Source organism: Sphingomonas sp. MM-1, assembly GCF_000347675.2.
GTDB lineage: Bacteria > Pseudomonadota > Alphaproteobacteria > Sphingomonadales > Sphingomonadaceae > Sphingomonas_E > Sphingomonas_E fennica.
The window spans coordinates 3,036,504-3,048,758 of sequence record NC_020561.1; the positions used below are offsets into that span (position 1 = coordinate 3,036,504).

The following is a 12,255-nucleotide window of genomic DNA, read 5'->3' on the forward strand; positions in this document are numbered from 1 at the left end:
CACCATGCCGAAACACCCGTTTCCCTTCGCGGCGCACAATGGCGCCAAAGATCGGGTTGCCTAGTGGCAAGAAACTAACCTGTCAACGCCTCATCATGTAATAATCTTGCTAGATTCGCGATCATCGCGTTGTCGAGTTGCGCATCCGCCTTTCGCCATTGCGCGGGGGGCTGCTGGCGGAACCAGGTATATTGGCGCTTGGCATATTGGCGGGTGGCGGCGGTCGCGCGTTCGACCATGGCGGCGCGGTCGATTCGCCCGGCCAGGAAATCCGCGATTTCCGGCACGCCGATCGCCCGCATCACCGGCAGGCCGGGATCGAGCCGGCGGGCCAGCAGCGCCTCCACCTCGGCGACCGCGCCTTCATCCAGCATCGTTTCGAAGCGCGCGTCGCAGCGGGCGCGGAGCCAGTCGCGCGGCGGCAGCAGGATGGCGGGGACGATGCGCACCGCATCGCCGATCCCGCCTTCGCGCGCGGCCTGCCAGGCGGCGATCGGCCGGCCCGTGGAGCGGATCACCTCCAGCGCGCGGGCGACGCGCGTGGTGTCGGCGGGGTGCAGGCGGGCGGCGGCGGCCGGGTCCTCGTTAATGAGCGCGGCATGAGCCTCGGCCACGGGCAGCGCGCGGACGGCGGCGCGGATGCCGGGATCGATATCGGGCACCGGGGCGATGCCGTCCAGCAGCGTGCGGATATAGAGCCCGGTGCCGCCGACGAGGATCGGCAGGCGGCCGGCGCCGTGCGCGGCGGCGATCTGCGCCTTCGCCTCATCGGCCCAGCGCGCGGCGGAGCAGCTTTCCGCGCCGTCGACATGGCCGAACAGGCGGTGGGGCGCGCGGGCTTCCTCTGCCGGGGAAGGGCGGGCGGAAAGGATGCGGAGGTCGCGATAGACCTGCGAGGCATCGGCGTTGATCACCACCCCGCCGGAAATTTCCGCCAGCGCCAGCGCCAATGCCGACTTGCCGCTGGCCGTCGGCCCTGCGATGAGCGCCACCGCCGGCCTTGCGGAGTCCGGCGATCCTCCGGCCTCGATTCCCAGGGAGTCCTTCGTGTTCATCGCCACGCTGATAGCAACGGACGGCAGCCTCGTGCCCGAAATTTCCGATCGCGCGCGCCTCGCGCTGGCGGAGGCGGGCTGCGCGCCCGTGGTGGGGCGCTGGATCGACGAGGGTTATGCGCTGGACCTCGCCTTCGCCGCCGATCCCGGGACGGCGCGGGCCGTGCTGGAGCCGATGGCCGATGTGGTGGTGCAGCCGGAGGCGGGCCGGGCCAAGCGGCTGCTGGTGGCGGACATGGATTCGACCATGATCACCATCGAATGCATCGACGAGCTGGCCGATTATGCTGGGATCAAGGCCGAGATCGCCGAAGTCACCGAGCGCGCGATGCGCGGCGAGCTGGATTTCGAGGCGGCGCTGGATGCCCGCGTGGCTCTGCTCAAGGATCTCGACGCCGCCGCGATCGACCGCTGCCATGTCGAGCGCGTGCGGATCATGGCCGGAGCCAAGCCGCTGATCCGGACGATGAAGGCCCATGGCGCGCGCTGCGTGCTGGTGTCCGGCGGCTTCACCGTGTTCGCCGATCGGGTGGCGGCGGACATCGGCTTCGATCGCGCGCTTTCCAACATGCTGGGCGTGGCCGATGGAAAACTCACCGGCACTGTCGCCCGGCCGATCGTGGGCGCCGCCACCAAGCGCGAGACGCTGGTCGCCGAAGCCGCGGCGATGGGGATCGACCTTTCGGAGACGCTGGCGGTGGGCGACGGCGCCAACGACATTCCGATGATCCAGGCGGCGGGGCTGGGCGTCGCTTATCATGCCAAGCCCAGGACGGCCGCCGCAGCGGGCGCGCGGATCGATCGCGGCGACCTGACGGCGCTGCTTTATGCGCAGGGCTATGCGCGCAAGGATTGGGTGGAATAAGGCTGGCCCCCCTGCGGATGCGCCGGGGGCAGCTTACCCGACCAGCAAGGCGCCGTGATCCTGTCTTGGTTCGGGAGCGGCCTGTTCCCGACCGCTGCCTAGAGACTTTCACGCCCGTCGCCCGCCGCACGGCCCCGGTTCCAGCCCCGAGTGCGATGGAAAAGGAACGGCCGATCCCCGGCAGGCCCCGCAGGGCCACCTCCCGGAAAGGTCAATGGGGGCTGGCGTCGCCGCCAACCCCCATTGCGCCGGTTCATGGCTTGTCCGCGCCTTGCGGGCGGGTTCGCCTCCCTGGCGTTTGGCGGCGCCTGGCCGGACCGGATGGCCCGTAACCGCTTCCGCCTGGCTCTGCCTTCGTGGTCCGGGCCGGGCGGTGGATGCCATATGGCATTCCGCTGGCTGGTGCCGTTCGGGCGTAAGCCCGCCTCGCCTTCTGCTTCCGTGATCCTCAGGCTTGGGGCCGGGATCTGGTCACGCGGCTTGGCATTGCGATCTAGTTGAAAAGACTGCCGTTTCCGGAGGGTCTATCTCTTTCGACCACGCATTGAGGCTCTCATGAACCGGCGAGTCGGCCAAGCGGAAATCGGGTGATACCCCCTGTGGATAACGGGGAAATCGGGGATGTATGCGATCCGAAATGAATGCGGGGCCGCGGCCGGCGTGGATAGGCTATCCTTGGCTGTTTCCATCCGCCCCGGATTCGCTCTAAAGCCGCCGACATGACCGAACTCGCCAAGACATTCGACCCCGCCGCCATCGAAGCCCGCTGGTATGCCCATTGGGAAGGGGAGGGGCGCTTCCGCCCCGAGCGGCCGGATGCGGAGCCCTATACCATCGTGATGCCGCCGCCCAACGTGACGGGCAGCCTGCATATCGGCCATGCGCTGGACAACAGCCTGCAGGACATCCTGATCCGCCATGCCCGCCTGCAGGGCAAGGATGCGCTGTGGGTGGCCGGCACCGATCATGCCGGCATCGCCACCCAGATGGTGGTCGAACGGCAGATGAACGCCAGGGGCGAAAAGCGCACCGATTACAGCCGCGAGGATTTCGTGGCGAAGGTGTGGGAGTGGAAGGCCGAGAGCGGCGGTCAGATCACCCGCCAGCTCCGCCGGCTGGGCGCATCGTGCGACTGGGCGAACGAGCGCTTCACGATGGACGAGGGCTTCAGTCGCGCCGTCATCAAGGTGTTCGTCGATCTCTACAATCAGGGCCTGCTCTATCGCGACAAAAGGCTGGTGAACTGGGATCCGGGCCTGAAGACGGCGATTTCGGACCTGGAGGTCGAGACCAGGGAGGTCAGCGGCAGGTTCTGGCACTTCGCCTATCCGCTGGAGGACGGTTCCGGCACCATCACGGTCGCCACCACCCGGCCGGAAACGATGCTGGCCGACATGGCCGTCGCCGTGAACCCGGAGGATGAGCGCTATATCGCGCTGATCGGCAAAAATGTGCGCCTGCCGATCACCGGCCGGCTGATCCCGATCGTCGCCGATGCCCATGCCGATCCCGAGCTGGGATCGGGCGCGGTGAAGATCACGCCTGGCCACGACTTCAACGATTTCGAGGTGGGCAAGCGCGCCGGCTTCCGCCCGGCGGACATGCTCAACATGCTCGATGCCGATGCGAAGGTGGTGCAGACGGCCGACGGGCTGATCCCGGACGAATTCCTCGGCCTGGACCGCTTCGATGCGCGCAAGCTGGTGATCGAGCGGCTGAAGCAGGACGGCGTCCTCATCCCCCATGTGGACAAGGACGGCAACGCGCATGACGGCGAGCCCCGGACGATCCAGACGCCTTATGGCGACCGTTCGGGCGTCGTCATCGAACCGTGGCTGACCGACCAATGGTATGTCGATGCCGAGACGCTGGCCAAGCCCGCGATCGCGGCGGTGCGCGGCGGCGACATCCGCGTCGTGCCGGAAACCTGGAAGAAGACCTGGTTCAACTGGCTGGAGAATATCCAGCCCTGGTGCGTCAGCCGCCAGCTCTGGTGGGGCCACCAGATCCCGGCCTGGTATGACGAGGACGGCCAGGTCTATGTGGCCGAGGACGAGGCAGCGGCGCAGGCGCTGGCCGGCAACAAGGCGATCACGCGCGACAGCGACGTGCTCGATACCTGGTTCTCCTCCGCGCTGTGGCCGTTCGGCACGCTGGGCTGGCCGGAAGATACCGTGAAGCTCGCCAAGCATTATCCCAACGACGTGCTGATCTCCGGCTTCGACATCCTGTTCTTCTGGGATGCGCGCATGGCGATGCAGGGGCTGCACTTCATGAAGGAAGTGCCGTGGAAGACGCTCTACCTCCATGGCCTCGTCCGCGATGCCCAGGGGCAGAAGATGTCCAAGTCCAAGGGCAACACGGTCGATCCGCTGGGCCTGATCGACAAATATGGCGCGGATGCGCTGCGCTTCACGCTGGCGGCGATGGAGAGCCAGGGGCGCGACATCAAGCTGGATGAGAAGCGGGTCGAAGGCTATCGCAACTTCGCGACCAAGCTGTGGAACGCCGCACGCTTCTGCCAGTCGAACGGGATCGGCGCATCGGCCACGCTGGAGCCGCCGGCGGCCGACCTCGCCGTCAACCGCTGGATCATCGCCGAGACGGTGAAGACGGTGCAGGCGCTGGATATCGCGCTGGCCGACCTGCGCTTCGACGAAAGCGCCAACAGCATCTACCAGTTCGTCTGGGCGACCTTCTGCGACTGGTATCTGGAGCTGATCAAGCCGCTGTTCGCCGAGGAGGGCGTGGCCGCTGCCGAGACCCGTGCGGTCGCCGGCTGGGTGCTGGACCAGATATTGGTGATGCTCCACCCGTTCATGCCCTTCATCACCGAGGAGCTGTGGCACGCGCTGGGCGATCGGCCCTATGACCTGATCGTCGCTCGCTGGCCGATGGCGGATGCGCGCGCGCTCGATCCGGCGGCACAGAAGGAGATCGACTGGCTGATCCGGCTGGTGGGCGAGGTGCGCGCGGCGCGATCCGAGCTGAACGTGCCGCCGGGCGCGCGGCTGGAAGCCCATGTCCACGATGCCGGCGCGGAAACGCTGGCCCGGATCGATCGGCAGGCGGCGGCGATCGCGCGGCTGGCGCGCATCACCGTGAGCAACGATCCCGCACCCGCCGGCGGCGCCGCGCAGGTGGTGGTGGACGAGGCCACCTTCGTGCTGCCGCTGGAAGGGGTGATCGATATCGCCGCCGAGAAGGCCCGCCTCGCCAAGGCGATCGCGGCGGCGGAGAAGGAGCGCGATTCGCTGGCCAAGCGGCTGGAATCGCCGGGCTTCGCCGAGAAGGCCAAACCCGAGGCCGTCGCCAAGGCGCGGACGGACCATGCCGAACGTTCCGCCGAGGTGGAACGGCTGGGCGCGGCGCTCAAGCGGCTGGGATAAGGGAGGCGCAACGCCTCCCTCCTCCCGCATCGTCAGCATGACGGGTGTGGAGTCAGCTTCGCCGAAACACGACCGTCAGGTTGTTCGCCGGCATTTCGGCCACCGCCTCACGGGCGAAGCCCGCATCCGCAGCCACGGCGCCGATTTCGGCAAGGTCGCGCAGCCCCCATTCGGGGTTGCGGGCCTTGAGGTCGGCATCGAAGGCGCGGTTGCCGGGCGCGGTCTGGACCTCGGCGCGGAAATAGGGGCCGTAAAGGACCAGCGGCGCGCCCGGCGGCAGGATGCGGGCGGCGCCTGCGAACAGGCCCAGCGTCGCGGCCCATGGGCTGATGTGGACCATGTTGATGCAGACGAGCGCGTCGGCACGGTCGATCGGCCAGTCCGTTGCCGTCGCATCGAGCGCCATCGGCGGACGGAGATTGGCGAGGCCGGCCTCCGCCGCCCAGCCGGCGATCGAGGCGCGGGCCTGCGGATCGGGATCGCTCGGTTGCCAGACAAGGCCGGGCAGGGCCGTGGCGAAATGGACGGCATGTTCGCCCGTGCCGCTCGCCACCTCCAGCACCAGCCCGGCGGAGGGCAGGACATCGCGGAGCACCGCGAGGATCGGATCGCGATTGCGGGCGGTGGCAGGCGCGTGGCGGCGGGCGGGATCGGTCATGGCCTGCTTATTCGGCATGATCGGGCGGGCCGCAAGCGGAGGACGCCAAGCGCTCTTCCGCCATTCGGGTCCATGCAATAGGCTCGTCCCCATGCCCGATCCGATGTCGCCGCCTTCCGATTATCCCGCCGTGGCCGATGCCACCATTCCGCCGCTGGGGCGGTTCCTGGCCGAAGGATCGGCGCTGGTGACATGGCCCTTCACCGCCCGGACCGCGCGGCGGATCGCCGCGGCCCGGCGCGGCGACGGGCGCGCGGTGATGGTGATCCCCGGCTTCCTGGCCGGCGATCCGATGACCAGCCGGTTGCGGCGAATGCTGCGTATCGCCGGCTATGCGCCGCATGGCTGGGGGCTGGGCTTCAATCGGGGGGTGACGGCAGATCTGCTGGCCAGGATGCAGGGGCGGCTGGAACATGTCGCACGCGCAGATGCCGGACCGATATCGCTGGTGGGCTGGAGCCTGGGCGGCCTCTATGCGCGCGAAATGGCAAAGCTCCGGCCCGATCTGATCGATCGGGTGATCACGCTCGGCAGCCCCTTTTCCGGCGATCCCCGCGCCAATCGGGCGTGGCGGCGCTACGAGGCGCTGAACGGCCACCCGGTCGATCGGCTACCGATTCCGGTCGATCTGCCGGCTAAGCCGCCCGTGCGGACCTTTGCCTTATGGTCGGCCCAAGATGGGATCGTGGCGCCGGCGACCACACACGGCCAGCCCGGTGAGGCCGATCATGTGATGCGGGTGGCGTGTCGGCACATCGATTTCGTCACCGCCCCGGCTGCGCTTGCCGCGATCCTCGACGCGCTCGAAGCCTGAGCCTGAATCCTCCTCCGCCCCTCAGCCGATGAAGGGTGCGGCCACCTCCGCCGGCACGCGGATGGGCCGGCCGCTCGCCTTGTCGATGATCGCCCAGGTGGTGCGGGCGCGGACATGGGGCTTGCCGTCCGCGTCGACGAACTCGACCATCCGGTCGAACCGCGCGCCCTTGGGGCCGTCCGGTATCCAGGTGCGTGCCGTCACCGTCCCGCCGGGGCCGAGCGCGCGCAGATAATCGATCTCGTGCCGGGTCACGACCCAGATATAGGCGGCGACATGGGCGGGATCGGCCACCGCCTGCCAGTGCGCGGTGGCGACATCCTGTATCCACCGCACCCAGACGGCATTGTTGACGTGGCCCAGCTCGTCAATGTCCTCCGGCCGGGCGGTGAAGGCGAGGGTGAAGGCCGGGGCGGAAGACATGGTTCCGATCCTATCCGTTCAGGCCCGGCATAGTCGAGCGGTGTGACGCGGCTGTTGCAGCCTGCCGGCCTTCCCCGTTCGCGCCGGGAACGAGGGGGGAAGGCGACGTTCTCACGCCATCTGCGTCAGGATGAAGGCATAGGCCTCCGCATCCTCGCGCAGGGAATCGAAACGGCCGGACTTGCCGCCATGGCCCGCGCCCATATTGGTCTTGAGCAGCAGGACGTTGGCGTCCGTCTTGGTTGCCCGCAGGCGGGCCGCCCATTTGGCTGGCTCCCAATAAGTGACGCGGGGATCGTTGAGCCCGCCGGTGATCAGCATCGGCGGATAGGGCTGCGCCGACACATTGTCGTAGGGGCTGTAGCTCCGGATCAGATCGAACGCCGCCGGATCGGTGATCGGATTGCCCCATTCGGGCCACTCGCCGGGGGTGAGGGGCAGGCTGTCGTCCAGCATGGTGTTGAGCACGTCGACGAAGGGCACGTCCGCCACCACCGCGCCCCACAGGCCGGGATCGGTGTTGGCCACCACGCCCATCAGCTCGCCGCCCGCCGATCCGCCGTTGATGGCGATGCGGCCGGCGCGGGTGAAGCCCGCGGCGATCAGCCCCTTCGCGGCATCGACGAAATCGTGGAAGGTGTTCCAGCGCTTCTCGGCCTTGCCGTCCAGATACCAGCGATAGCCGAGATCGTCGCCGCCCCGGATATGGGCGATGGCGACCGCGAAGCCGCGATCGAGCAGGCTGAGCCGCAGGGTGGAGAAGGCCGGCGGATAGGCGAAGCCGTAGGCGCCATAGGCATAGAGGAACAGCTTGCCCTGCCCGTCCTTCACGAAATCGCGACGGTAGACGACCGACACCGGCACGCGGGTGCCGTCCCGCGCCTCGATCATCAGCCGTTCGGTCGCGTAGAGCGCGGGATCGTAGCCGGACGGGATTTCCTGCACCTTGAGCGTGGTGAGGCCGCCTTCCACCGGATCGAAATCGAACACGGTGTTGGGCGTCACCATCGATGTGTAGGCCAGCCGGTAGGCCGGCGGATCATATTCCGGGTTGGAGCCGAGCGAGGCGGTGTAGCTCGCCTCGGGGAAGGGGATGCGGCTTTCGTGGCCGCCATAGGCGCGCAGGCGGATCTGATCCAGCCCGTCCACCCGCTCGCTGATGACGAGATGCTTCGCGAAGCTCGTCACCCCGCGCAGATAATGGCGGTCGGACCCGGCGATCACCGTCGTCCATTCCGCCGGCCGGGCGGGATCGGCCTCCGCCAGGCGGAAGTTCACATGATCGTCGTTGGTGAGGATCCACAGCCGGCCCTGCGCCGAATCCACCGAATATTGCCGCTTGGGCTGGCGGGGCGAGACGAGGAGGGGGGCGGCCGACGGATCGGCGGTGGGAAGCAGGCGCACCTCGCTGGTTTCATGATCGCCGGTGGCGAGCACGATCCATTGCCGGTCCTGCGTGCGGCCGAGCGCGACGCGGAAGCCCTCGTCCGCTTCCTCATAGAGGGTGACGTCGCCGGCCGGATCGGTGCCGAGGCGGTGGAGGCGCGCGCGATAGGTGCGCCAATTGTCGTTGACCTCGGTATAGGCGACGGCGGCGGAATCGGCGCTCCACACCACCGCCCCGTTGGCGACGGTGGTGATCGTCTCGATATCCTTGCCGGTGGCGAGATCGCGGATGCGCAGTGTGAAGCGTTCCGATCCGTTGTCGTCCGCCGACCAGGCGGCGAGGCGCCCGTCGGGGCTCACCTCCAGCACCTGCAGGCGGAAATATTCCTTGCCCTCGGCCTCGGCCGGCTCGTCGAGCAGGAGCCGGGCCTCGCCGCCCGCCACGGGCTTGCGATACCAGAGCCGATATTGCCCGCCCGGCTGGAAGGCCCACCAGTAGAGCCAGTCGCCGTCCTTCTGCGGCACGCCGGCATCGTCCTCCTTGATGCGGCCCTTCATCTCCTGGAACAAGGTTTCGACCAGATCGGCCTGCGGCGCCATCTGCGCTTCGAAATAGGCGTTCTCCGCCTTCAGATAGTCCAGGATCTCCGGATCGTTGACCGTGGGGTAGGACGGGTCCTTCAGCCAGGCATAGGGATCCTCGACTGTCCGGCCGTGGCGGGTGTAGCTGTGCGGTTTCCTCGCGGCGGCCGGGGGCGTGGCGGTCATCGACATCCTCTTAACTGGCAATAGGCCCGGCAAGGGCTTATCTAGGCGCAGCGAAAATAGAAGGCCGGGTTTTGATGTCCACCTACGAAGATCGGTTGAAGGCACTGCGCGAGGAATTGGCGAAGCGGAAGCTGGACGGCTTCGTCGTGCCGCTGACCGATGAGCATATGAGCGAATATGTCGGCGCCTATGCCCAGCGGCTGGCCTGGCTCACGGGTTTCCAGGGATCGGCCGGGTCGGCCGTGGTGCTGCCGGCGGAAGCCGCGATCTTCGTCGATGGCCGCTACACCCTGCAGGTGCGCGAGCAGGTGGACGGCACGCACTGGAGCTATCAGTCGGTTCCCCAGACCAGCATCGCCGAATGGCTGAAGGCGCATGCGCCGGAAGGTGGGCGGATCGGCTATGATCCCTGGCTGCACACGCGCGGCTGGGTGAAGGCGGCGCGCGCCGCGCTGCGGGAAAAGGGCGCGGAACTGGTGGCGGTGGACACCAACCCGGTGGACGCCGTGTGGCCCGACCGGCCGGAGCCTTCCAAGGCGCGCCTGATCGCCCATGGCGACGACCTGGCCGGCAAGTCTTCGGCCGAGAAGCGGCAGGACGTGGCGGACTGGCTGGCGGCGCGCAAGGCCGACGCCGTCGTCGTTTCCGCGCTCGATTCGATCGCCTGGCTGCTCAACGTGCGGGGGCAGGATGTGGAGCGGACGCCCGTGGCGCTCGCTTATGCCGTCGTGCAGGCGGACGGGACGGCCGACCTGTTCGTGGCGCCCGAGAAGCTGGGCGAGGACGTGCGCAAGCATCTGGGCAACGCCGTGCGCATCCATCCGCGCGATGCCTTTGCCGGCTATCTGGCGGAGCAGGGCGGGCGCGTGATCGCCGTCGATCCGGAGCGCGCCGTGGCCGCGATCTTCGAGGCGCTGGAAGCCGCCGGCGCGAAGACGGTGGAAGCGCGCGATCCCACCGTGCTCGCCAAGGCGATCAAGAATCCGGCGGAGATTGCGGGGCACAAGGCGGCGCAGGCGCGCGACGGCGCGGCGCTGACCCGCTTCCTCCACTGGCTTTCGGTGGAAGCGCCCAAGGGCGGGCTGACCGAGCTCGATGCCTCGGACAAGCTGGAGGAGTTCCGCCGCGGCACCGGCAAGCTGCGCGACCTTTCCTTCGATACGATCTCGGGCGCCGGCCCCAACGGCGCCGTCGTCCATTATCGGGTGACGGAGACGACCAACCGGCCGATCGAGCCGGGCTCGCTGTTCCTGATCGATTCGGGCGGCCAGTATGAGGACGGCACGACCGACGTGACCCGCACCGTCGCCATCGGCACGCCGACGGCGGAGATGAAGGATCGCTTCACCCGCGTGCTCAAGGGGCATATCGCGCTGGCCCGCGCCATTTTCCCGGCGGGCACGCGCGGCGGCCAGCTTGACGTGCTGGCGCGGCAATATCTGTGGGAGGCAGGGCTGGATTATGCCCATGGCACCGGCCATGGCGTGGGCGCCTATCTTTCCGTCCACGAAGGGCCGCAGCGCATCGCCACCTTCGGCGGCGGGGACGAGCCGCTCCAGGCCGGCATGTTCCTCTCGAACGAGCCGGGCTATTACAAGTCCGGCGAATATGGCATCCGTATCGAGAATCTTGTTCTGGTAGAGACGCGTGAGATAGCGGGCGCGGAACGCGAGATGCTGGGCTTCGAAACGCTCACCTTCGCTCCGATCGACCGCGAGCTGATCGACGCGGGCGCGCTTTCGCCCGCGGAGCGCGCATGGCTGGATGCTTATCATGCCCGCGTGCGCGACCTGATTGGCCCGCAGCTCGATGGCGAGGCGAAGGCCTGGCTCGACGACGTGACCCGCCCGCTGTGAGGAAGGGGCTTGGCGTGATGCACAAGAAATGGACCTTGGGTGGGGCGGCGGTGATCGCGATCGGCGCCATGGCGGCGGTGGGCTATGCCCAGTTCCCCAGCGTGCCCGATACGCCGCCGATGGCGGCGGCCGAGGCGCAGAAGCACACCGCTTGGGATTTCGACCTGACGGCGATCGATGGCGCGCCGCTGCCGATGAAGAAGTTCAAGGGCGAGGTGGTGCTGCTGGTGAACACCGCCAGCATGTGCGGCTTCACCCCGCAATATGAAGGCCTGCAGAAGGTGCAGGATACCTATGCCAGGCGCGGCTTCACCATCGTCGGCGTGCCTTCCGGCAACTTCAAGAATCAGGAATATGGCTCCAACAGCGAAATCGCCGCCTTCTGCAAGACCAAGGCGGTGAAGTTCCCGCTGGCCGAGAAATCCGACGTGGTCGGCCCCAATGCGCTGCCCATCTATCGCTGGGCGGCCGCCAAGCTCGGGCCGCAGAACACGCCCAAATGGAACTTCCACAAATATCTGATCGGGCGCGACGGCAAGCTGATCGCCGCCTTCGGCACCCGCACCGATCCCACCGATCCCAAGGTGACGGGCGCGATCGAGGCCGCGCTCAAGGCCAAGGGCTGATCGCCGGTCCGCGCCGGCGCGGAATCAGCCGGCGTGCGATCCTTCATCTTCCGCGAAATCCCGGGGCACGGGCGGCGCATCGTCCCGCGCGCGGGCCTGCGCCTTCCGCTTGCGGAGGTTCTCGCGCAGCGCCTCCGCCAGCCTGCGGGCGCGTTCCGGATCGTCTTTCGCCATCTTTTTCCTGTGAAGGCGAATATCGCGCGCGGCAAGCCTTGACGCGGCCGCCAGCATTCTCCATAGGCGCGCCTCTAACGCGGTTCCGAACCGTAGTGCTGCCGTAGCTCAGTGGTAGAGCGCATCCTTGGTAAGGCTGAGGTCGGGAGTTCAATCCTCCCCGGCAGCACCATTTTCTCCCCGAGAATCTGGAAACTAAACCGGGCTCCCGCCGGCACGCGCATGGTCGCTCGGCGCCCGT

General features: G+C 68.0%; 10 protein-coding genes and 1 tRNA gene. 6 read left to right on the forward strand and 5 right to left on the reverse strand.

Annotated elements, in window-relative coordinates:
• Window positions 1-74: 74 nt before the first annotated feature.
• The gene (miaA, locus tag G432_RS14565; protein WP_051128749.1) at window positions 75-1,055 is read right to left on the reverse strand and encodes a tRNA (adenosine(37)-N6)-dimethylallyltransferase MiaA; all 981 of its coding nucleotides are present in this window, start codon (window positions 1,053-1,055) and stop codon (window positions 75-77) included.
• On the opposite strand from miaA, the gene serB reads away from it, so the two are divergent.
• Together serB and G432_RS14575 are read left to right on the forward strand one after the other, a co-directional pair.
• Window positions 1,048-1,920 (forward strand): phosphoserine phosphatase SerB, encoded by an 873-nt coding sequence (gene serB / locus G432_RS14570; RefSeq protein ID WP_015459585.1) that lies wholly within the window; start codon window positions 1,048-1,050, stop codon window positions 1,918-1,920. The two genes, miaA and serB, sit on opposite strands and share 8 nt — an antisense overlap.
• A 719-nt stretch (window positions 1,921-2,639) precedes the next feature.
• Window positions 2,640-5,309, forward strand: a complete 2,670-nt coding sequence (locus G432_RS14575) for a valine--tRNA ligase (RefSeq protein WP_015459586.1) — start codon at window positions 2,640-2,642, stop codon at window positions 5,307-5,309.
• Window positions 5,310-5,361: 52 nt separating this feature from the next.
• On the opposite strand, the gene G432_RS14580 is transcribed toward G432_RS14575, so the two are convergent.
• Window positions 5,362-5,967, reverse strand: a complete 606-nt coding sequence (locus G432_RS14580) for a DUF938 domain-containing protein (protein WP_015459587.1) — start codon at window positions 5,965-5,967, stop codon at window positions 5,362-5,364.
• A gap of 91 nt (window positions 5,968-6,058) precedes the next feature.
• On the opposite strand from G432_RS14580, the gene G432_RS14585 reads away from it, so the two are divergent.
• Window positions 6,059-6,781, forward strand: a complete 723-nt coding sequence (locus G432_RS14585) for an alpha/beta fold hydrolase (RefSeq protein ID WP_015459588.1) — start codon at window positions 6,059-6,061, stop codon at window positions 6,779-6,781.
• A 21-nt stretch (window positions 6,782-6,802) separates the two neighbouring features.
• Here the strand turns inward: G432_RS14585 and G432_RS14590 are convergent, their stop codons facing one another.
• Window positions 6,803-7,204, reverse strand: a complete 402-nt coding sequence (locus G432_RS14590) for an acyl-CoA thioesterase (protein WP_015459589.1) — start codon at window positions 7,202-7,204, stop codon at window positions 6,803-6,805.
• A 111-nt stretch (window positions 7,205-7,315) separates the two neighbouring features.
• Window positions 7,316-9,364, reverse strand: a complete 2,049-nt coding sequence (locus G432_RS14595; RefSeq protein ID WP_041864940.1) for a S9 family peptidase — start codon at window positions 9,362-9,364, stop codon at window positions 7,316-7,318.
• A 68-nt stretch (window positions 9,365-9,432) separates the two neighbouring features.
• Between G432_RS14595 and G432_RS14600 the strand changes: the two genes are divergently transcribed.
• The gene (locus G432_RS14600) at window positions 9,433-11,214 is read left to right on the forward strand and encodes an aminopeptidase P family protein (RefSeq protein ID WP_015459591.1); all 1,782 of its coding nucleotides are present in this window, start codon (window positions 9,433-9,435) and stop codon (window positions 11,212-11,214) included.
• Window positions 11,215-11,231: 17 nt separating this feature from the next.
• Entirely contained in the window at window positions 11,232-11,840 is a 609-nt protein-coding gene (locus tag G432_RS14605) for a glutathione peroxidase (protein WP_015459592.1), read from the forward strand.
• A gap of 24 nt (window positions 11,841-11,864) precedes the next feature.
• Here G432_RS14605 and G432_RS23765 read toward each other — a convergent pair whose 3' ends face one another.
• Window positions 11,865-12,014 carry a hypothetical protein gene (locus tag G432_RS23765; RefSeq protein ID WP_170112590.1) on the reverse strand — a complete coding sequence of 50 codons (150 nt, stop codon included), beginning with the start codon at window positions 12,012-12,014 and terminating at the stop codon, window positions 11,865-11,867.
• A 97-nt stretch (window positions 12,015-12,111) separates the two neighbouring features.
• Here G432_RS23765 and G432_RS14615 point away from each other — a divergent pair.
• Window positions 12,112-12,186, forward strand: a tRNA-Thr gene (locus G432_RS14615).
• Window positions 12,187-12,255: the final 69 nt, after the last annotated feature.